We start from the raw sequence: 20,490 nt of genomic DNA, 5'->3' as shown, positions 1-20,490 counted from the left end.
CGGCGGGCGACTCACCGCGCTGTGTCGCCGGTCACCGGTGCCGCCTGCTCGGCGACGCGGGTGCGCCCGGCCAGGAACCACGGCAGGGTTGCCGCGAGCATGATCACGCCCGTGACCGCGAAGGCCGTCGAGTACGACACCCGGTCCGCGAGGAAACCGGCCGCGATCGGACCGATCACCGCGCCGACGTCGGCGACCATCTGGAATGCGGCGAGCACAGGCCCGCCCCGGGCCTTGCTGCCCACGACGTCGGCGACCGCCGCCTGCTGCGAGGGGTTCGACAGTCCCGAGCCCATGCCCGCCACGAACGAGGTGATGAGGAACCACACGACGCTCTCGGTGAATCCCATCGCGATCGTGCTGACCCCGCACACCAGCAGACCGGCCAGGACGAAGGGGCGCCGCCCGAACCGGTCGGACAGCTTGCCGGACTTGATGAGGACGAGTGCGTTGCCCACTGCGAACGCCGTCAGCGCGACACCCGCGAAGGCCTCCCCTTCCTCGAGGGCCTCGACGACGAACAGCGGCACCATCGCGACGCGGACCCCGAACACCACCCAGCCGTTGGCGAAGTTCGATCCGAGGGCCGCGCGGTAGACCGGCGAGCGCAGCGCGTCGCGCAGGCGCATGACGGGCACGCCGTCCCCCTTGTCGGGACGGGCGAGATCCGACGAGCGCAGGCTGATCCCCACGACCGAGGCCGCCACGAGCAGCGCCACGGCGTAGATCAGGAAGGGTGCGCGCAGACCCAGCCCGATCAGCGCACCACCGACGAGCGGGCCGAGAATGTTGCCCATGAGGAAGCTCGTCGCGTACAGACCGGACACACGCCCCCGGGCATCGGGGGGCGCGATCCGCACGAGCAGGCCGAGCGCCGACACCGTGAACATCGTCGACCCGATGCCGCCGAGCGCTCGGAAGACGAGCAGCTGCCAGTAGCTCGCCGCGAATGCGCACGCGCCCGTCGACAGGGCGACGATGAGCAGACCCGTGATGTAGACGGGCCGCTCCCCCAGCTTCTGCACCAGCGACCCGCTCGCCGGCGCGAAGAGCAGCCGCATCGCCGCGAACGACGACACGACGACCGTCGCCGCCGTCACACCGACGTCGAAGCTGCGCGCGAATTGGGGCAGCGCGGGAGCGACGAGACCGAAGCCGAGCGCGATCACGAAACTCGCGACGACCAGAACCCAGATTTCCCGCGGCAACGCCGCGTCACGTGTCCGCATGATGCCCACGATGTTAGCGAGGCACACGACCTCGCCCGGTCGCGCGGTGGGCGAGCGGCCTCAGGACAGGACGGACGAGACGAGTTCGCGTGCCGCCTGCTGGACCTCGGCGAGATGGTCGGGGCCGCGGAACGATTCGGCGTAGATCTTGTAGACGTCCTCGGTTCCGGAGGGGCGGGCGGCGAACCACGCGTTCTCGGTGGTGACCTTCAGGCCGCCGATCGCGGCGCCGTTGCCGGGTGCCGCGGTGAGCGTCGCGGTGATCGGTTCGCCGGCGAGTTCGGTGGCGCCGACCTGCTCGGGCGACAGCTTCGACAGCACCGCCTTCTGCTCGCGCGTCGCCGGGGCGTCCACGCGCGCGTAGGCGGGGTCGCCGTACCGGTCGACGAGTTCGGCGTAGTAGCGGGACGGACTCTTCTCCGTCACCGCGGTGATCTCCGCTGCGAGCAGGGCGAGGACGATGCCGTCCTTGTCGGTGGTCCACACCGAGCCGTCGCGCCGCAGGAAGGACGCACCGGCGCTCTCCTCACCGCCGAAGCCCAGCGAACCGTCACTCAGGCCGGGGACGAACCACTTGAAGCCCACCGGCACCTCGAGCAGGTCGCGGCCGAGTCCGGCGGCGACCCGGTCGATCATCGACGAACTCACGAGTGTCTTGCCCACCTTGCTCGACTCCGCCCACCCGGGGCGGTTCCGGAACAGGTAGTCGATCGCGACGGCGAGATAGTGGTTCGGGTTGAGCAGACCGGCGTCGGGGGTGACGATGCCGTGCCGGTCGGCGTCGGCGTCGTTGCCGGTCGCGAGGTCGTAGGCCTCGCGGTTGCCGATCAGCGACGCCATGGCGTTCGGCGACGAGCAGTCCATGCGGATCTTCCCGTCGCTGTCGAGCGTCATGAACCGCCAGGTGGCGTCGACGAGCGGATTGACGACGGTGAGGTCGAGGGCGTGCCGTTCGGCGATCGCGCCCCAGTAGTCGACGCTCGCACCGCCCATCGGGTCGGCGCCGATCCGTATCCCGGCAGCGCGGATGACGTCGAGATCGACGATATTGGGCAGATCGTCGATGTAGGCGGCGAGGAAGTCGTGTCGTCCGGCGGACGCGAGGGCCGAGGAGAGCGGCACTCGCTTCACCCCGTCGAGTCCGGCAGCGAGCAGTTCGTTGGCGCGGGCGGCGATGACCGACGTCGCGTCGCTGTCGGCCGGCCCACCCGACGGCGGGTTGTACTTGAAGCCACCGTCGCGCGGAGGATTGTGCGAGGGGGTGACGACTATACCGTCGGCACGGGCACCGGAGCCGGAATTGTGCTGCAGGATCGCGTGACTGACGGCAGGGGTCGGGGTGTAGCGGTCGCGGGAGTCGACGACCACCTCGACGCCGTTCGCAACGAGCACTTCGAGCGCGCTCGCCCACGCCGGTTCGGACAGGGCGTGGGTGTCGCGGCCGAGGAACAGTGGGCCCGAAGTGCCCTGCTGGGCGCGGTATTCGACGATGGCCTGGGTGATCGCGAGGATGTGGGCTTCGTTGAACGCACCGTCGAGGCTCGAGCCGCGATGGCCGGATGTGCCGAAAGCCACCTGCTGCGAGGCGTTCTCGGGATCCGGTTGCACGGTGTAGTAGGCGGTGACAAGGTGTGCGAGATCTTCGAGATCCGCCGCGGTGGCCGGCTGCCCCGCTCGTTCGTGCGCCATGTGCTCTCCTCGTCGATGGTGGTGTTCTCATCTTGCCGCCGATCCGCGGCACGCGCGGGATGAGTACCCCGATCCGCGCGTCGGTACGGATACGGACGAAAAGGTCATCACGGCCGTGGGACCAAAGTTTCTGACCCGAAAGTAATATTGGCGCTCACAATCAGGTGGGCTAACTTCAGTGAACGAAATGAAGACGATGCCGGGGAGGACATTTCTTCGTTTCGCTCTCGCTGTTTCGGCGCCGTCTCCGACGTCTCCGGGACCGACAGCGACCGTGCCCGTCGTCGAGAACTCTCACACCCTGAGTCTCGACGGCGGGCACTGCCGTTTCCAGCGCACTGCCGTTTCCAGCGCACTGCCGTTTCCAGGGCACTGTTGTTTCCAGGGCACCGCTGTTTCCCGACACTGCCGATCAGGCTCACCCGGACAACAAGAAACCCGGGTAGGTGATCGATGGTCGATCTCCTACCCGGGTCGATGGTGGAGCTGCCGGGAATCGAACCCGGGTCCTCCGCCGCCTCGCGAGGGCTTCTCCGTGTGCAGTTCGCTATGTCTCTACTCGGATCTCCCGTTCTCGCGAACAAGACGAGATGACGATCCCAGTCGCTGTTTGTTGTCCCGTACGACTCCGCGACCGAGCCGGACGGTAGAGCTCTCTAGTCGATGCCAGGATCCGGGTCGAGAGCAAACCCGGGCTGACAGAGACGCGCTCGCTTAGGCAGCGAGGGCGTACTCGCGCTGAGTGGACTCGGCGCTTAATTGGTTGCAACGACGCTTACGGTGGTCTCTTGCCTGCACCGACACGCTTCCCCTTGCTCAACGTACGCAGTCGAAACCGTTCAGCCCCGTACGCACCTGCGACCTTCGCAGGACTACCTACTGTAACGACCCGAAGGCCCGATGTCATTCCCATTTCCGGAAACGATTCGCGGCCGGGTCATGAGCCTGCTCACATTGCCGCTCACCAGCCGCGGAACCGCGTCGGAGTCACCCGGACGGGAACGGAGTAGTCGGCCAGGAAGGCGTCCGGGCTGGGACGAATCAGCCAGGCAGGCTGACGAGTGCGACGGCAACGCCGGCTGCGAGCAGGCCGAGCAGTTTCACCCGGCTCACGCGCTCACCGAGCACGATCACGGCGAGCAGCACCGTCACCGCCGGATACAGCGCCGCGATCACACTCACCAGGGAGAGCAGTCCGTGCTGGTAGGCGAACAGCAGTGCACCGTTCGCGATCACGTCGATCGCGCCGATCCCGATCAGGATCGGCAGGAGCGACCGGACCGGCCACACCACGGCGCGCCACGAGAAGGCGATCACGAGCCAGACCACGAGGGTGGCGGTCGCGCGGGAGGAGGCGAGCGGCCACAGTCCGGTGCCGGTCCCGACCTGACCGAGGCCGATGAACGACAACGCGAAGGCGATGCCCGATCCGACCGTCCACCACGCGATCCTCGAGGTGAAGCGCGGGTGTCCCACACCGGTGACGGTCTCGTCGGATTCGCGGCTGACCAACCCCACCGCGATCACCGCGACGACGATGCCGAGATAGGCGAGCAGACCGGGCCGGTCCCCCGTCGCGATCCCGACGAGCACAGGGATACCTGCCACGACGACGGCGGTGACCGGTGAGACGACCGACATCGGCCCGTTCGCCAGTGCGAGATAGAACCACCAGACGGCGATGCCGCCGGCCACACCCGCCGCGGCACCCCACGCGAGGGAGGCCGCGGTGAGGTCGCCGCCGGCGATCGACGCGGCGATCAGGGACACGACGAGCGAGACCGGGTAGGTGACGGCGACGACGCCGAGTGCGCTCGCGCGCCGGGAAGCGGCGCCTCCCGCGAAATCGCTGAGGCCGTAACCGACTGCCGCGAGCAGCGCGAGCGCGACCGCGATCAGCGGCTCATGCCCTTCACCCGCCGGCCGAGCTCGCGGGTCACCTCACGTTCGGCGGTCCGGCGTGCGAGATCCTGACGCTTGTCGTAGTCCTGCTTGCCCTTGGCGAGCGCGAGTTCGACCTTGACCTTGCCGTCGGAGAAGTACATCGACAGCGGCACGAGGGTCTGGTTGCCCTCACGGGTCTTGCCGACGAGCGCGTCGATCTCCCGACGGTGCAGCAGCAGCTTGCGGGTGCGGCGCGGAGCGTGGTTGGTCCACGTGCCGTGCCCGTACTCCGGAATGTGCAGACCCCGCAGCCACACCTCGCCGTCGTCGACGGTCGCGAACGCGTCGACCAGGGAGGCCTTGCCCTCCCGCAGGCTCTTGACCTCGGTACCGACGAGGGCGATACCCGCCTCGTAGGTGTCGAGGATGGTGTAGTTGTGGCGCGCCTTCCGGTTGGTCGCGATGACCTTCCGGCCCTTTTCCTTCACGTGCAGGCCTTTCCGGTCCACGATCGATCGAACAGAACACCGTCCAGCATAGGAACCTCGCACAACACCTTATTCACGCACGTACAGACGCAAGGTCACATACGAGGTGAGAGCGGCCATTCCCACACCCACGAGCACCAGGAACGGCGAGACCAGAAGGATGTCGCTGTCGGTGATGCGGGCGACGATGTTCGCGTCGTAGACCTCGGTGAGCATGTCGTCGACGAACATGCTCTTGGCGACGAACAGACCACCGATGGCGAGCGCGGCACCCACGATCGCGGCGATCACCGCTTCGAGGAGGAAGGGCAGCTGCGTGTACCAGCGGGTCGCGCCGACCAGCCGCATGATGCCGACCTCGGTGCGGCGGGTGAAGGCGGCGATCTGCACCATGTTGGCGATCAGGAGCACGGCCGCGATCGCCTGGATCGTGGCGATGGCGAACGCGCCGTTGCGGATGCCGCCGAGCACACCGAACAGGCGCTCGACGAGATCCTGCTGGTTGAGCACGCTGTCGACGCCGGGTCTGGTGCCGAAGTCGTCCTGGATCGCCGCGAAGCGATCCGGATCGGACATCTTGATCTTGAAGGAGGCCGGGAAGCTGTCGGCGCTCACGAGTTCGGCGAGTTCGGGCTGATCGGCGAAGACGCGGTCGGTGGCGTCGGCGACGGCGTCGTCGCGGCTCAGGTACTGGACCGACACCACGTCGTCGGTGCCCTCGAGGTCGCTGCGCAGGGCGGAGCAGAGGTCCTGCTCGCACTCCGGATCGAGCGAGGAGATGTCCTCGGTCAGGAACACCTGCACCTCGACGCGGTCGAGGAAGATCCGTTCCGTCTTGCCCGCCATCTGGACCACGAGCAGACCCGCACCGAACAGCGCGAGGGAGATCGCCGTGGTGAGGATCATCGCGATGGTCATGGTGAGGTTGCGGCGCAGGCCGGTGGTGACCTCGCTGAACAGGAAGCTGGCACGCATCGGGTGGGAATCCTTCGGTTGCCTGGTGGGGATGCTCGGGTGACGGGATCTACCGGCCGACGCCGTAGACGCCGCGCGCCTCGTCGCGCACGACGCGTCCGAGATCGAGTTCGACGACCCGCCGCCGCATCGAGTCGACGATGTGGTGGTCGTGGGTCGCCATGAGCACCGTCGTGCCCGTGCGGTTGATGCGTTCGAGCAGCAGCATGATGTCCTGGCTGGTCTCGGGGTCGAGGTTGCCGGTCGGTTCGTCGGCCATCAGCACGAGCGGCCGGTTGACGAACGCGCGCGCGATCGCGACGCGCTGCTGTTCGCCGCCGGACAGTTCGGCGGGCAGCCGGTCGGCCTTGCCGGACAGTCCCACCAGGTCGAGCACCTCCGGCACCGTCCGTTCGATCACCCCGCGCGGCTTGCCGATCACCTCGAGAGCGAACGAGATGTTCTCGGCGACGGTCTTGCGCTGGAGCAACCGGAAGTCCTGGAAGACGCACCCGAGATTCTGGCGCAGCTTCGGCACACGACGCGCCGGCAGCCGGTTGACATGGAAATCCGCCACGTGGATGTCGCCGGTGGTGGGCTTCTCCTCGCGCAGGAGCAACCGGAGGAAGGTCGACTTCCCCGATCCGGAGGGACCGATGAGAAAGACGAACTCGCCCTTCTCGACGTGCACCGAGACCCCTTCGAGTGCGGGGCGCGTGGACGTCTTGTAGGACTTGGACACATTCTCCAGCCGGATCACGTGGACATGCTAACCGTTACCGGACGGTGACCTACGGCACCGGCTCGTCGGCGCTCTACGACGGCGGGGCGTCGGTGTCCTCGGTGACCGTCGGATTCTGCTGGTCGTTCAACCCGGGGATCCGCGGCAGATCGAACGGGAACTGCCTGTTCGTCGTGGTGGGAATCTCCGTGGTCGGCACGTCCCGCTGCGGCACGACCCCCTGTTCCGAACCCGGACCGTCGGTCGCCGTCGTGGGCGGGTAGAGCGACGAGGTCGTCGGCGGATAGGGCGTGTCGGTGGTCTCCGGCACGTACTCCTCCTGCGGGGCCGTGGTCGCCGGCGGCACGTACGGCACGTACGGGGTCTCGGAGATGAGCACGGCGGTCGACGGTGCCTCGGGGGTGTCCTCGGGCTGGTTGAGGAACAGGTAGGTCACCCACAGCGCGAGCCACAGGGTGCACAACGCGAAGGTCGTGGTCCTGATCCGTCCGCCCAGCAGGTGCGACGGGATGCGCCTGCGGTGCGTCTCCTCCGGCTCGGTGGCCGCGCCTCCACCCGACGTCCCTCCACCCGGTGTCACTGTGCCTCCACTCGATCGACCACGCTGGCGGTGTCGAGCTGGGGCGTGACGGTGATGCCCTGTTCACGCAGCGCTCGCGCGATCCGCGCACGCAGCAGACGGCCCACCTGGAACTGCTTGCCGGGCAGCGTGCGCGCGACCATGCGGACGCTGAGCTGATCCACCTCGAGGCTCTCGACACCCATCACGCTCGGCTCGTCGAGCAGCAGCTCCCGCAGGCGGGGTTCCTTGTATGCGGCGACACCCAGTTCGCGCAGGATCTCGGTGACGTCGGCGATGTCGGCGCTCACCGGGATCGGCACGTCCACCACGGCGCGCGCCCAGTCCTTCGACAGATTGACGGCCTTGTTGATCTGCCCGTTGGGGACGGTGATGACCTCACCTGCCGTGCTGCGAACCCGGGTGACGCGCAATGTGACGTCCTCGACGGTGCCGATCGCGTCCTCGGACGCACCGGTCACGGAGATCTGCACGGTGTCGCCGAAGCCGTACTGCCGTTCGGTGATGATGAAGAACCCCGCGAGGATGTCCTGCACGATGCGCTGGGCACCGAAGCCGAGTGCCGCGCCGAGCACGGTCGCCGGCGCAACCAGGCTGCCGATGGGCAGCTGGAGATAGTCGAACACCTTCAGGGTCGCGACGATGTACACGAACGAGATGGCCATCCACGTGACCACCTGGGCGACCGAGTGGCGATGCTTCGTCGCCTCGGACCGCACGAGGTCGTCGGACTGGGTGTAGCGATCGTCGATGCGCCGCGTGATGCGGCTGCCGAGCCAGGAGACGAACCGGGCGATGAGAACCGCGCCCAGGATCGTGAGCGCGATCAGCAGCCCGCTCGTCGACAACCAGTCGAGCAGTCTAGCTCCGGGAAGAAACGGCACAGGCCCCTCTCCTGTTTCCGATCACGACTTCTGCTCTTCCCGCATACGCCAGCGGATGCCCGATTCGAGGAATCCGTCGATGTCGCCGTCGAGCACCGCCGAGGGGTTGTTGACCTCGTACTCGGTGCGAAGGTCCTTGACCATCTGGTAGGGGTGCAGCACGTACGAGCGCATCTGGTTGCCCCACGAGCTGCCGCCGTCGCCCTTGAGCGCATCCATCTCGGCGCGCTCCTCCTGGCGCTTGCGCTCGAGGAGCTTGGCCTGCAGGACGCGCATGGCCGCGACCTTGTTCTGCAGCTGCGACTTCTCGTTCTGACAGGTGACGACGATGCCGGTCGGGATGTGCGTCAGACGCACGGCGGAGTCGGTGGTGTTGACCGACTGGCCACCCGGGCCGGACGAACGGTAGACGTCGACGCGGACGTCGTTCTCGTCGACATCGATGTGGTCGGTGGTCTCGACGACGGGCAGCACCTCGACCTCGGCGAAGGAGGTCTGGCGGCGGCCCTGGTTGTCGAAGGGGCTGATGCGGACGAGCCGGTGCGTGCCCATCTCGACCGACAGGGTGCCGTAGGTGTAGGGCGCCTTCACCGCGAAGGTGGCGGACTTGATGCCGGCCTCTTCGGCGTAGGAGGTGTCGTAGACCTCGACGCCGTATCCGTGCTTGTCGGCCCAGCGGATGTACATGCGCATGAGCATCTCGGCCCAGTCGGCGGCGTCGACGCCACCGGCGCCCGCGCGGATGTTGACGAGCGCGTCGCGCTGGTCGTACTCGCCGGACAGCAGCGTGCGTACCTCCATCGCCTCGATGTCGGCGCGCAGGCTCTCGCGTTCGGCATCGGCGTCGGCCATGGCGGCGGTGCGGGCCTCACCCTCCTCGCCCTCGGCGAGTTCGTACAGAACCGGCAGATCCTCGAGTCGCTGACGCAGACCCTCGACCCGGCGCAGCTCACCCTGTGCGTGCGACAGCTCGCTGGTGACCTTCTGGGCGTGCTCCTGGTCGTTCCACAACTCGGGATCGGCGGCCTGGTGCTCGAGTTCGTCGATGCGCCGTCGCAGCTCCTCGACGTCGAGGACCGACTCCACGGTGCGGAGGGTCGTGTCGAGCTCGGTCAGGGCTGCGGAAACATCGGGATGCACGATTCAACAGGTTACCGGAGCGACGAACCGGCCCGCCGTGGGCGGCGATCGACACGTGCAGGGCCCGAGCCGGGTCGAGCATCGCCGACCCCGGAGTGGACGGCAAGCTGCTCGGCCCGGAGCGACGGCGGCTAGCGTTTCCGTCATGACCACCGACTACACCGCCGACCTGGACCTCGCCCTCCGACTCGCCGACGCATCCGACTCCATCACCCGCGACCGTTTCGGTGCGCTGGACCTGAAGGTGGACGACAAGCCGGACCTGAGCCCGGTCTCCGATGCCGACCTCACCGTCGAGCGCACCATCCGCGAGACGCTCGGCGAGCAGCGACCGGACGACGCGGTGCTCGGCGAGGAGTTCGGTGGCGACGCGGTCTTCCGCGGACGGCAGTGGGTCGTCGATCCGATCGACGGCACGAAGAACTTCGTGCGCGGTGTGCCGGTCTGGGCGAGCCTCATCTCGCTCCTCGAGGACGGTGTGCCCGTCGTCGGCGTGGTCAGCGCCCCGGCACTGAACCGTCGGTGGTGGGCGGCTGCGGGCGGCGGCGCCTGGGTATCGCACGACGGCGCCGAGCCCCGACGCATCTCGGTGTCGCAGGTGACCGATCTCGCATCGGCGTCGCTGAGCTTCTCGAGCCTGAGCGGCTGGCACGAGCGCGGCATCCGTGATCGTTTCGTCGCCCTGACCGACGACGTGTGGCGGGTGCGCGCCTACGGCGACTTCTTCTCCTACTGCCTGCTCGCCGAGGGCACCCTCGAGATCGCGCTCGAACCCGAGGTCTCACTGTGGGATCTGGCCGCCCTCGACGTATTGGTGCGCGAGGCCGGTGGACGGTTCACCAACCTCGAGGGCGCGGACGGCCCGCACGGCGGCAGCGCGGTCGCGACCAACGGCACGCTGCACGACGAGGTGCTCGGTCGACTGAAGTGAGGGGCCGGCCGAGTTCGAGTTCCTCCTCCAGCACACGGCGCTGCAGTCGCAGGGCCTGCGTGTAGGCGGGGGTTCCGGCCGTCGCCAGTAGTGCCCCGATGGCGGACACGCCGAAGCCGACGTCGCGCAGGCGCCGGATGCGCGCGGCATCGGCGGTCTGCTCGGGGAGGTATCGGCGGTAACCGCTGACCTCGTCGACCACGGCGGGGATCAGCACTCCGTGCGAGTCGTAGTGCCGCAGCATCCGCACGCTGATCCGGGTCAGGGACGAGAACTCTCCGATGGACATCAACCTGGTGGTGTCGGTCATGGCGCCGAGTCTGCGACCTCACACGGTGTGAGGGTCAACCCGCGGAACTTACCGCGCAGTAGACACCGACCTTACTCAGAAGTAAGATCGGAGCCGTCCGCTGCCGCATCGAGAGACTTCTGGTGATCATGAGCAAGCAAGACAGCGTGGCCCGCCACACGCCTCGCGACACGTCCGCCGTCGGCCTCAATCCGATCAAACGCGACGCCATGGGCGCTGCCATGCGCGTGCTCACCCGGATCACGGGCTCCGAACTGGCCGACCGGTACAAGATCCGCGAGACGATCGACCGGATCACGTACCAGTCCACGAAGACGGGCTTCAAGACCCTGGGTGCCGCCACGCGCACCTTCAAGAAGATGTCGGGCGGCGCGAGCGGCCCGCAGCGTCTCGCCACCGCGAAGAACGCCGACTTCTTCGATCTCACCCCCACCGACGATCAGCAGATGATCACGGAGACGGTGCGCGAGTTCGCCGCCGAGATCCTGCGGCCCGCCGCGCACGACGCCGACGAGGCCGCCGCGGCCCCGGCCGACCTGCTCGCGCGCGCAGCCGAACTCGGCATCACCATGGTCAACGTGCCCGAGGCGTTCGACGGCGCCGCCGACGAGCGCGGCGTGGTCACCAACGTGCTGGTCGCCGAGGCCCTCGCGCACGGCGACATGGGCCTGGCCCTGCCGATCCTCGCACCGAGCGGTGTGGCCGTGGCGCTGACGCAGTGGGGCACCGAGGACCAGCAGAAGACCTACCTGCCGGCCTTCGCCGGCGACGACGTCCCCCAGGCGTCCGTCGTCATCGCCGAGCCGCGCGCCCTGTTCGATCCCTTCGCGCTGCAGACCAAGGCGGTCCGCTCCCCCAGCGGCTACCGGCTCAACGGCGTGAAGTCGTTCGTCCCGGCCGCGGGCAGCGCCGAACTGTTCGTCGTGGCAGCCGAACTCGACGGCAAGCCGTCCCTCTTCCTCGTCGAGGCGAAGAGCAAGGGCGTCGTCATCGAGGCCGATCCGGGCATGGGCCTGCGCGCCGCCGGGCTGGGCCGCCTCCTGCTCGAGGACGTCGCGGTGCCGGAATCGGCACGTCTCGGCGACGACGACGCCGACATCCGCGCCGAGCAGTACGCCGATGCCGTGCGCCTGTCCCGCCTGGGCTGGGCCGCTCTGGCGATGGGCACCGGTCAGGCCGTGCTCGACTACGTGGTCCCCTACGTCAACGAGCGCGAGGCGTTCGGCGAGCCCATCAGCCACCGGCAGGCGGTGGCATTCATGGTGGCCAACATCAAGATCGAGCTCGACGGTCTGCGCCTGGTCACCCTGCGCGGTGCGTCGCGGGCCGAGCAGGGCCTGTCGTTCGCTCGCGAGGCGGCCCTGGCCCGCAAGCTCGCCACCGACAAGGGCATGCAGTTCGGCCTCGACGGCGTCCAGCTGCTCGGCGGCCACGGCTACACCAAGGAACACCCCGTCGAACGTTGGTACCGCGACCTGCGAGCAATCGGAGTCGCCGAGGGCGTCGTCCTCGTCTGATCGGCCCGACCCGAACAAGGAACCTGTGATGATCAATCTCGAACTTCCCCGGAAGCTCAAGGCTTCCGCGAACCAGGCCCATCAGGTCGCCGCGCAGATCTTCCGGCCGATCTCCCGCAAGTACGACCTCGCCGAGCACGAGTACCCCGTCGAACTCGACACGATGGCCGCGATGGTCGAGGGACTCAACGACTCCGGTCAGGGCGCGGCGGGCGCCACGCTCGGCCGCGACAGCAAGGCCAAGCAGGACGGTGCCGCCGGAAATGCCAACGGCGGCAACATGGCCGGCCTCCTCAATGTCATCGAGACGTGCTGGGGCGACGTCGGCCTGACCCTGTCGATCCCCTACCAGGGCCTCGGCAACTCCGCGATCGCTGCGGTGGCCACCGACGAGCAGCTCGAACGTTTCGGCAAGGTGTGGGCCTCGATGGCGATCACCGAGCCCGGTTTCGGGTCCGACTCGGCGGCCGTGACGACCACGGCCGTGCTCGACGGCGACGAGTGGGTCCTCAACGGCGAGAAGATCTTCGTCACCGCCGGTGAGCGTTCCACGCACATCGTCGTGTGGGCGTCCGTCGACAGATCGAAGGGCCGCGCCGCGATCAAGTCGTTCGTCGTGCCGCGCGAGGCTCCCGGACTCTCGGTCGCGCGTCTCGAGAAGAAGCTCGGCATCAAGGCGTCCGACACCGCCGTGCTCGTGCTCGACAACTGCCGCATCCCGAAGGACAACATCCTCGGTTCCCCGGAGGTGAACACCGAGAAGGGGTTCGCCGGGGTCATGCAGACCTTCGACAACACGCGTCCGATCGTGGCCGGCATGGCCGTGGGTCTCGGTCGCGCGGTGCTCGAGGAACTGCGCACGATCCTGAAGGAGGCGGGCGTCGAGGTCTCCTACGACATCCCCGCGAACAACCAGCACGCCGCGGCCGCCGAGTTCCTGGCGCTCGAGGCCGACTGGGAGGCCGCCTACCTGCTCGCGCTGCGCGCGACGTGGATGGCCGACAACAAGAAGCCCAACTCCCTCGAGGCGTCGGTGTCCAAGGCGAAGGCCGGCCGTACCGGCACCGCGGTCTCGCTCAAGGCCGTCGAACTCGCCGGCACCTACGGGTACTCGCAGCGGCCGCTGCTCGAGAAGTGGGCACGTGATTCCAAGATCCTCGACATCTTCGAGGGCACCCAGCAGATCCAGCAGCTCATCGTCGCTCGACGAGTGCTCGGAAAGTCGTCCTCCGAACTGAAATAACGTCCGGGGCATGGGGTCCGTTCGCGGGTCCCGGCGGGATGGGACCAGGGGCCGGCGACGGTACCGGGCGTTTCGGAGGATCCATCGGGGGATGAGCCCTCGCCGCAGGTGCGGCGAGGGCTCTACCCGTTCGAGGACATTTGCCTGGAATGTGAGCTATGTCACGGCTACTGTGTGTCCTGACACCGACACACAGCCAGGGGGACGGATGCTCGGTCAGGACATTCTCGGCAGGATCACGGGCGGGCGGATCACGCTCGACGACACGATCGGCCAGGTCAAGGACACCGTCGGATCACTCGCGGTACTCCATCGCGCAGGTCTGCTGCACTTCCCACGCGTGGACCACAGCATCGGGACGATCATGGCGGCCAACAAGTACGGCCCCTTCGCCGGTGCCGTGCACGCACAGGCCGAACGCGGTCTGGACGCCGTCGCACTGATCGACGAGGCCGGCGACGTCACCTACAAGGAACTCGAGGCCCGCTCCAACGCCCTCGTACGTGCGTGGCAGCGCGCCGGGGTCGAACCGGGATCGGTCATGGGCATCATGGCCCGCAACCACCGCGGTCTCGTGCTGACGATGCTCGCCACCGCCAAGCTCGGCGTGCGGCTCGTGATGATGAACACCGGCTTCGCCCCACGGCAACTCGTCGACGTCGCCGCGCGCGAACAGGTCTCGACGTTCGTCTTCGACAGCGAGTTCGCCGAGGTCGCCGCCGCGCTCCCGGACGACGTGCGCCGGTACGTCTCCTGGGTGGACGACGAGGTCCCCGGCATCCCGACGCTGGAGCAGTCGATCGAAGGGCTGGACGGCTCGTCCCTGCCCGCCCCGGACGTCTTCGGTGGATTCGTATTGCTCACCAGCGGCACCACCGGCACCCCGAAGGGCGCGCCGCGCGGCCGCACGTCGCCGTTCGCGTCGGCCCAGTTCCTCGACCGGGTTCCGCTGCGTCCCGGACAGACGATGCTCATGGCCGCCCCCGCCTTCCACGGCACCGGCGTCTCGCAGTTCGCGCTCGCCCTCGCGCTCGGTCAGACCGTGGTGATGATGCGGCGCTTCTCCCCCGTCGACACCCTGGGTCTCGTCGAGCAGCACGGGGCGAACGTGCTGGTCGTGGTCCCGACCATGCTGCAGCGGATCCTCGACCTCGGACCGGAGAAGATCGCCGAGTACGACACCTCGAGCCTGAGGATCGTCTTCTCCGCGGGTTCGTCGCTCTCGCCCGACGTGTGCCGCCGGACGACGGAGGCCTTCGGGCACGTGCTGTACAACCTGTACGGATCCACCGAATGCGCCGTCGCGACGGTCGCGACCCCCGACGACATCCGGCAGGCCCCCGGCACGGCCGGTCGCCCTCCGGTGACCTGCCGGGTGGTGCTGTTCGACGACGACGGCAAGCGCATCACCGAACCGCACGTCTCCGGCCGCATCTTCGTCTCGAGCGGTCTGTCCTTCGCCGGCTACACCGACGGTCGCGACAAGGAACGCATCGACGGACTGCTGTCGATCGGCGACATCGGGCACTGGGACGAGAACGGCCTGCTCTTCGTCGACGGCCGCGACGACGACATGATCGTCTCCGGCGGCGAGAACGTCTATCCGCTCGAGGTCGAGAACCTGCTCGCCGAACGGGAGGACGTGCTCGACGCCGCCGTGGTCGGTGTCGCCGATTCGCAGTTCGGGCAGCGGCTGCGGGCCTTCGTGGTCCCCTCCCCCGATTCCTCCCGCGACGCCGAGGACATCAAGGCGTTCGTGAAGGCGAATCTCGCCCGGTACAAGGTCCCGCGCGAGGTGGTCTTCCTCGACGAGCTGCCACGCAATGCCACCGGGAAGCTGCTGCGCCGGGTGCTGGAGGAGATGGATGTGCCCGAGGATCCCGAGAAGGGGTACACCGCGGCCCGGGGCTGACCCTCGAACGAACGAAGGCCGGTCGTCCGAGACGACCGGCCTTCGTGGTGGTAGCGGGGACAGGATTTGAACCTGCGACCTCTGGGTTATGAGCCCAGCGAGCTACCGAGCTGCTCCACCCCGCGTTGCATGAACGAACCTACACGAGCGCGGAAACGGAATGCAAATCGCCTCGTCGGACGCGGATGCGCCTCGACGACAACCGGAATCGCGCCTTCCCGCAGGTGGTCCGGTTCACATTTCCACCATGACTATCACCACATAACGGAGGTGTAACGATCTTGCATCGACCCCCGTTATCATCTTCCTGAACTGGGGAAACCCGACGCCGTCATCCCATCAGGTGGACAGGCTCCCCTCTCGGCGCGGGGATGACGGGCCGCGACCCGCTTTGTACTGTCGGTCCCGGCTCGAAACAGCCGAGCCACCACCGGCCCGTCGCCGCCAGTCTGCCCCGCGGGATCCGGTGCCTACGAAGACCCGAGGGGCAGGGACGCGACCGACACGGTCCCCGATCCGGACGGAGACATTCTCCGTCGGCCGAGATCGACGAGGGCCGTCGCGCTCCGCGAGCGCGGGAAGGACTCCACAGCATGACCAACTTCAGCACGCGTGCATTCCGCACTGCCGTCGTCACCGGTGCACTCGCCGCGGTTCCGTTCGCGCTCGCCACCGGCACCGCGTCCGCCGCCCAGCACAACTGGGACGGCGTCGCCCAGTGCGAGAGCGGTGGCAACTGGGCCATCAACACCGGCAACGGCTACTACGGCGGCCTGCAGTTCTCGCAGAGCACCTGGGAGGCCAACGGCGGCAACGGTCGCGCAGACCAGGCCTCGAAGGCGGAGCAGATCCGCGTCGCCGAGAACGTCCTGCAGACGCAGGGCCCCGGTGCATGGCCCGTCTGCGGTCAGTACCTGACCACCGAATCCGCGCCGGCCGAGGTCGCCCAGGCCGTCGACACTGCGAACCAGCTCGCCCAGCAGTACGGCTTCGGCGCCGAGTTCGCGCAGATCGTCGACATCACGCTGGCCGGTCGCTGACGCAGACCGCCTCCAAGAACACGACGAAGGCCCGCGGTTCGCACCGCGGGCCTTCGTCGTGTCCGTTTCCGTTACCGGATCAGCCGCCGGTGGACTCAGCCGCCAGTGGATTCGTAGGCGTCGACGGCCTGCTGCACCCGCCGCAGCGCCCGACCGTAGGCTTCGAAATCGCCGCTGGTCTGCGCGTTGGCCAGCTCCGCAAGTGCCGAATCGAGCTCCGCGACCGCGGCATCGCGATTCGCGGGAGCGGTCGGCGCCGGCGAGGCGGGCTGCTGTTGCTGCTGATCGGAAGGCTGGTTCTGCTCCTCCGTGCCCTCGCCGATCGCCTCACCGCGGGTCTCGTCGTCGACCTCGGCGGTGGGCAGCGCCTCACCACCGGGAGCGGTGGCCGCGTCGCCGACACCGGATCCGAAGACCTGGTCGAGCGCCCCGGCCAGGGTGGGCGCGTAACCGATCCGGACACCACCGCTGGCACCGGGCTCCCGGTAGCTGACGAGCACGCGCGACAGCTGCGGGAAGGTCGACGTACTGCCCGCCGTCGCATTGCGCTCGGTGTACATCGGCTGGACGTACAGGATGCCGCCGTCCGCGATGGGCAGGGTGAGCAGATTGCCGTACTGGATCCGGTTGGACCGTTCGAGCAGGGTCCGCTCCGAAGCCACTCGGGTGTCGGAGATCATCGCGTTCTGCGTCTGCTCCGGACCGAAGGTCTGCGTGTCCGTCGGTAGCTGCAGGATCGTGAACTTCCCGTAGTTCTCCGGATCGGACTCGACCGAGATGTAAGCCGACAGGAACTGCCGGTTGTAACCCACCATCGCCGAGGTCAGACGGAACCGCGGATCCGCCGACTCACGATCGCCCATCAGCAGGTAGTAGGGCGGCTGGTTCGCGCTCGTGTCGACCGTCGGATCGGCCGGCACCGACCAGAACGCGTTGTTCGTGAAGAACTCGCGCGGGTCGTCGACGTGGTACTTGGCGAGCATCTCGCGCTGCACCTTGAACAGATCCTCCGGGTACCGGAAGTGCGCCCGCAGTTCGTCGGAGATCTGGTCCTGCGGGGTCACCGCCTCGGGGAAGACACCCATCCACGCCTTCAGGACCGGATCCTGATCGTCGACCTGGTAGAGCGTGACGGTGCCGTCGTAGGCGTCGACCGTCGCCTTGACCGAGTTGCGGATGTACGAGACCTCCTTGCGGGGCAGCAACCGGCCGGTGTTCTGGTCGATGCTGTCCTCGACGAGGCCCTCGAGCGACGCGCGCTGCGCATACGGGTAGTAGTCGAGTGTGGTGTACGCGTCGACGACCCACTTGATGCGGCCGTCGATCGCCGCCGGGTAGGCGTCGCCGTCGGCCGTCAGCCACGGCGCGACCTTCGTCACGCGCTCACGCGGGTCGCGGTTGAACAGGATCTTCGAGTCGCTGCCGATGGCGCTCGAGAACAGGATGTTGCGTTCGCCGTACTTCGCGGCGAAGGCGAGCCGGTTGAACCAGTTGCCGATGTCGACGCCGCCCGTACCGGTGTAGGTGTACTTCTCGGTGTCGGTGTCGTACTCGCGCGGACCGGACGAGTCGGCGCTGTTGCCGACGATCGCGTAGTCCGGATCGGCCTCGGCGATGACCTCGCCGTAGTAGATGCGGGGCTGCTCGACGGGGATGACCTGGTTCTCCGCGGCGAGCGACGCCAGGTCGCTGACGAAGTAGACCGGGTAGCCGCTGTTGCTGTTGGCGGCCTCCTCCGCCGAGGCACTCGCGGCGGCGTTCACACGGTTGGCGGGCGCCGCGACGAGACCGTTGCCGTGCGTGTACACGGTGTGGCGGTTGATCCAGTCGGTCTGGTTGCCGGTCAGGCTCGTGGGCGAGAGCTCACGCGCCGCGACGATGTAGTCCTCCATACGACCGTCGAGCTCGTACCGGTCGATGTCGAGCGACTCGGGGTAGCCGTAGAAGTTCTTCAGCTGCGTCTGCTGCGTGAAGGTGCGGGGAAGCACGTTCGGGTCGAGCAGGCGGGCGTTCGCGATCGTGGTGATGTCGGCCGGGATGTTCTCGGGCGAGGTGGTGCCCACACCCGGGTAGTCCTCGTACGCCACCTTGTCGTCGGTGATGCCGTACGCCTCACGGGTCGCGGCGATGTTGCGCTCGATGTACTCGCTCTCCTTGTCGGCAGCGTTCGGGCGCACCGAGAACTGCTCGACCATGAGCGGGTACACCGCGCCGACGAGGATCGACGAGAGCACGAGCAGCGCCGTCGCGAGCGCGGGGATCCGCAGGTCGCGCAGGAAGATCGCGGCGAAGAACGCGATCGCGCAGATGACGGCGATCGCGAGCAGGATGAGCTTGGCCGGCAGCACCGCGTTGATGTCGGTGAAGCCACCACCGGTGAAGGTGGGTTCCTTGCGGCTGCTCCACAGCAGTTCGTACCGGTCGAGCCAGTAGGCGACCGCCTTGAACGCGACGAACAGTCCGGCGAGGACGGCGAGCTGGACACGCGAGGCCGTCGACATGCTTCCACCCCGACCGGCGAGGCGGATGCCGCCGAAGATGTAGTGCGTGACGAGGTTCGCGATGAACCCGAGCACGATCGCGACGAAGAACCAGTTGAGCAGGAATCGGTAGAACGGCAGGTCGAAGGCGTAGAAGCCGACGTCGAGACCGAACTGCGGATCGGTGGTGCCGAAGTCACCGCCGTTGAAGAACATCTGCACGGTGACCCAGCCGGCCTGGGCGACCAGACCGGAGAGCACACCGAGCACGACCGGGATACCGATCCCGAAGGCGCGCATGCGCGTCATCACGGTGGTGCGGTAGCGCGCCACCGGATCGTTGGGTCCGGTGGTCGGTACGAAGACCGGGCGCGACCGGTAGGCGAGCAGCATCGCCAGCCAGACGACACCGCCGATGAACAACCCGACCACCAGGAACAGTGCGATCCGGGTCAGGAGAACCTTGACGTATACGTCCCGGAAGTCGACCTCGCCGAACCAGAGCCAGTTGGTGTAGGTGTCCACCAACCGCGGTCCGAGCAGGAGCAGCACTGCGGCCACCACTGCCAGGATCAGCAGAACTCTGCTCCGCTTCGACAATGTAGGTACTCCGGTCGGGGGCCTCATGCCCACGTGCCACGCTCCCAACTCGTCCGGCGGCGCGATCGCACCGCATCTGTACATCTCGCGCTCGACGAACGCGTACGAACGCGCCTCGTTCTCACGGAGTGACCGTTTCGCCCCACTCTACGGAATCCTCCTACCGGGGGTCGTACGACGCAGGTCCGGCAGCGCCCACCCGCGTACGGGTGCCAGGATAGGCCGGTGAACCAACGTCTTCCCGTACCTTCCGAACAAGCACTCGCGCGCGCCGTCCACGAGATCATCGATTTCGCGGATGCGGAGGGTTGGGACCGCCCTCCCGTGATGTTCGCGCTCGTCCCGACCGTGCTTCTCGCAGCCGCCGAACCCACCCTCGCCGACCAGCTCGACGAGGGGCACGAGTACACGCCGATCGCGCAGGAGGACTTCCCCGACGACATCGAGGGCGGCAGTCCCGCACTCGAGGAGTTCCTCGCCACGACCACCTGGCCCGGCTCGGTCGCCGGGTGCGCCCTCGTGCAGGAGGTGGTCGTGTTGCCGCCGAGCGCCGAGAACGAACTCGACGACGCCTTCGCGCCGCTGCTCGCCGATGCCCACGCGGCGGACGAGGCGGCACGACTCGCAGCGCACAGTCACCCGGAGCGGCGCGCCGCCCGTCTCATCTCCGCCGTGCTGCGCGACGGGCCGTCGCTCTCGCTCCTGCAGTTGCGTCCGCTCGACGACGACGATCCGTTCGCGGGCGCCGAGCTGCGGACCTACGACAACCTCGCCCCGCATGTCGTGGCGGCGTTGTACGCGACCCTCGAGGCGAGCGACGACGACTACTGAGCTGCCGGATCACCGAGCTGTCGGTGCTGCGGCGAG

The 20,490-nt window shown here is 67.9% G+C and carries 17 protein-coding genes, 1 tRNA gene and 1 other RNA gene; 6 read left to right on the top strand and 13 right to left on the bottom strand.

The features are described 5' to 3' along the window. Positions 1 to 11: 11 nt before the first annotated feature. The 10 genes from B9C99_RS22565 to prfB all read right to left on the bottom strand — a co-directional run bounded on the left by B9C99_RS22565 (position 12) and on the right by prfB (position 9,590). Positions 12 to 1,229 (bottom strand): MFS transporter, encoded by a 1,218-nt coding sequence (locus B9C99_RS22565; RefSeq protein ID WP_172415061.1) that lies wholly within the window; start codon positions 1,227 to 1,229, stop codon positions 12 to 14. 60 nt (positions 1,230 to 1,289) lie between these two features. Further along, positions 1,290 to 2,918 carry a phosphoglucomutase (alpha-D-glucose-1,6-bisphosphate-dependent) gene (pgm, locus tag B9C99_RS22560; RefSeq protein ID WP_088899416.1) on the bottom strand — a complete coding sequence of 543 codons (1,629 nt, stop codon included), beginning with the start codon at positions 2,916 to 2,918 and terminating at the stop codon, positions 1,290 to 1,292. A gap of 478 nt (positions 2,919 to 3,396) precedes the next feature. Continuing rightward, positions 3,397 to 3,765: a transfer-messenger RNA gene (gene ssrA / locus B9C99_RS22555) on the bottom strand. Positions 3,766 to 3,959: 194 nt separating this feature from the next. Beyond that, the gene (locus B9C99_RS22550; protein ID WP_172415062.1) at positions 3,960 to 4,817 is read right to left on the bottom strand and encodes a DMT family transporter; all 858 of its coding nucleotides are present in this window, start codon (positions 4,815 to 4,817) and stop codon (positions 3,960 to 3,962) included. Further along, the gene (gene smpB / locus B9C99_RS22545; RefSeq protein ID WP_024101458.1) at positions 4,814 to 5,290 is read right to left on the bottom strand and encodes an SsrA-binding protein SmpB; all 477 of its coding nucleotides are present in this window, start codon (positions 5,288 to 5,290) and stop codon (positions 4,814 to 4,816) included. Before smpB ends, B9C99_RS22550 begins: the two co-directional genes overlap by 4 nt. Positions 5,291 to 5,359: 69 nt before the next feature. Next, positions 5,360 to 6,265, bottom strand: coding sequence for a permease-like cell division protein FtsX (ftsX, locus tag B9C99_RS22540; RefSeq protein ID WP_016693133.1), 906 nt, complete (start codon positions 6,263 to 6,265; stop codon positions 5,360 to 5,362). A 49-nt stretch (positions 6,266 to 6,314) separates the two neighbouring features. Then, a complete protein-coding gene (ftsE, locus tag B9C99_RS22535; RefSeq protein WP_006550350.1) occupies positions 6,315 to 7,004 on the bottom strand; it encodes a cell division ATP-binding protein FtsE in 690 nt (229 codons plus the stop codon). 55 nt (positions 7,005 to 7,059) lie between these two features. Next, positions 7,060 to 7,566, bottom strand: a complete 507-nt coding sequence (locus B9C99_RS22530) for a hypothetical protein (RefSeq protein WP_016693132.1) — start codon at positions 7,564 to 7,566, stop codon at positions 7,060 to 7,062. Then, a complete protein-coding gene (locus B9C99_RS22525) occupies positions 7,563 to 8,450 on the bottom strand; it encodes a mechanosensitive ion channel family protein (RefSeq protein WP_026061332.1) in 888 nt (295 codons plus the stop codon). The genes B9C99_RS22530 and B9C99_RS22525 overlap by 4 nt, the downstream gene beginning before the upstream one ends. Before the next feature lie 21 nt (positions 8,451 to 8,471). After that, positions 8,472 to 9,590 (bottom strand): peptide chain release factor 2, encoded by a 1,119-nt coding sequence (prfB, locus tag B9C99_RS22520; RefSeq protein WP_016693130.1) that lies wholly within the window; start codon positions 9,588 to 9,590, stop codon positions 8,472 to 8,474. A gap of 145 nt (positions 9,591 to 9,735) precedes the next feature. On the opposite strand from prfB, the gene hisN reads away from it, so the two are divergent. Beyond that, positions 9,736 to 10,521, top strand: a complete 786-nt coding sequence (gene hisN, locus B9C99_RS22515) for a histidinol-phosphatase (protein WP_016693129.1) — start codon at positions 9,736 to 9,738, stop codon at positions 10,519 to 10,521. Here the strand turns inward: hisN and B9C99_RS22510 are convergent. Then, positions 10,427 to 10,831: a MerR family DNA-binding transcriptional regulator gene (locus tag B9C99_RS22510; protein WP_253250168.1), complete on the bottom strand. Its 405-nt coding sequence runs from the start codon at positions 10,829 to 10,831 to the stop codon at positions 10,427 to 10,429. The two genes, hisN and B9C99_RS22510, sit on opposite strands and share 95 nt — an antisense overlap. A 122-nt stretch (positions 10,832 to 10,953) precedes the next feature. Here B9C99_RS22510 and B9C99_RS22505 point away from each other — a divergent pair, with 122 nt between their 5' ends. The 3 genes from B9C99_RS22505 to B9C99_RS22495 all read left to right on the top strand — a co-directional run bounded on the left by B9C99_RS22505 (position 10,954) and on the right by B9C99_RS22495 (position 15,503). After that, on the top strand, positions 10,954 to 12,348 hold the full coding sequence (locus B9C99_RS22505; RefSeq protein ID WP_016693127.1) for an acyl-CoA dehydrogenase family protein: 1,395 nt from the start codon (positions 10,954 to 10,956) through the stop codon (positions 12,346 to 12,348). Positions 12,349 to 12,376: 28 nt separating this feature from the next. Next, on the top strand, positions 12,377 to 13,591 hold the full coding sequence (locus tag B9C99_RS22500) for an acyl-CoA dehydrogenase family protein (RefSeq protein WP_016693126.1): 1,215 nt from the start codon (positions 12,377 to 12,379) through the stop codon (positions 13,589 to 13,591). A gap of 208 nt (positions 13,592 to 13,799) precedes the next feature. Then, the gene (locus tag B9C99_RS22495; RefSeq protein ID WP_088899414.1) at positions 13,800 to 15,503 is read left to right on the top strand and encodes an acyl-CoA synthetase; all 1,704 of its coding nucleotides are present in this window, start codon (positions 13,800 to 13,802) and stop codon (positions 15,501 to 15,503) included. A 48-nt stretch (positions 15,504 to 15,551) separates the two neighbouring features. On the opposite strand, the gene B9C99_RS22490 is transcribed toward B9C99_RS22495, so the two are convergent. Further along, positions 15,552 to 15,628, bottom strand: a tRNA-Met gene (locus B9C99_RS22490). Positions 15,629 to 16,096: 468 nt separating this feature from the next. Here B9C99_RS22490 and B9C99_RS22485 point away from each other — a divergent pair. After that, the gene (locus B9C99_RS22485; protein ID WP_088899413.1) at positions 16,097 to 16,543 is read left to right on the top strand and encodes a transglycosylase family protein; all 447 of its coding nucleotides are present in this window, start codon (positions 16,097 to 16,099) and stop codon (positions 16,541 to 16,543) included. A 95-nt stretch (positions 16,544 to 16,638) separates the two neighbouring features. Here B9C99_RS22485 and B9C99_RS22480 read toward each other — a convergent pair whose 3' ends face one another. Beyond that, a complete protein-coding gene (locus tag B9C99_RS22480) occupies positions 16,639 to 19,656 on the bottom strand; it encodes a UPF0182 family protein (protein ID WP_172415060.1) in 3,018 nt (1,005 codons plus the stop codon). Positions 19,657 to 19,848: 192 nt separating this feature from the next. Between B9C99_RS22480 and B9C99_RS22475 the strand changes: the two genes are divergently transcribed. Further along, positions 19,849 to 20,454 carry a PPA1309 family protein gene (locus tag B9C99_RS22475; RefSeq protein WP_088899412.1) on the top strand — a complete coding sequence of 202 codons (606 nt, stop codon included), beginning with the start codon at positions 19,849 to 19,851 and terminating at the stop codon, positions 20,452 to 20,454. The last annotated feature ends 36 nt before the right edge of the window (positions 20,455 to 20,490 follow it).

The sequence above is a fragment of the Rhodococcus sp. BUPNP1 genome, assembly GCF_002215235.1.
Lineage (GTDB): Bacteria > Actinomycetota > Actinomycetes > Mycobacteriales > Mycobacteriaceae > Rhodococcus.
The sequence above is the reverse complement of the archived record's forward strand: the minus strand, read 5'-3'. Positions and strand labels throughout refer to the sequence as shown.

Excerpts from the sequence above, each read along its gene's own strand:
- B9C99_RS22565 (WP_172415061.1), bottom strand. The coding sequence starts at position 1,229 with ATGCGGACACGTGACGCGGCGTTGCCGCGGGAAATCTGGGTTCTGGTC.
- pgm (WP_088899416.1), bottom strand. The coding sequence starts at position 2,918 with ATGGCGCACGAACGAGCGGGGCAGCCGGCCACCGCGGCGGATCTCGAA.
- ftsX (WP_016693133.1), bottom strand. The coding sequence starts at position 6,265 with ATGCGTGCCAGCTTCCTGTTCAGCGAGGTCACCACCGGCCTGCGCCGC.
- hisN (WP_016693129.1), top strand. The coding sequence starts at position 9,736 with ATGACCACCGACTACACCGCCGACCTGGACCTCGCCCTCCGACTCGCC.
- B9C99_RS22510 (WP_253250168.1), bottom strand. The coding sequence starts at position 10,831 with ATGACCGACACCACCAGGTTGATGTCCATCGGAGAGTTCTCGTCCCTG.
- B9C99_RS22500 (WP_016693126.1), top strand. The coding sequence starts at position 12,377 with ATGATCAATCTCGAACTTCCCCGGAAGCTCAAGGCTTCCGCGAACCAG.
- B9C99_RS22495 (WP_088899414.1), top strand. The coding sequence starts at position 13,800 with ATGCTCGGTCAGGACATTCTCGGCAGGATCACGGGCGGGCGGATCACG.
- B9C99_RS22485 (WP_088899413.1), top strand. The coding sequence starts at position 16,097 with ATGACCAACTTCAGCACGCGTGCATTCCGCACTGCCGTCGTCACCGGT.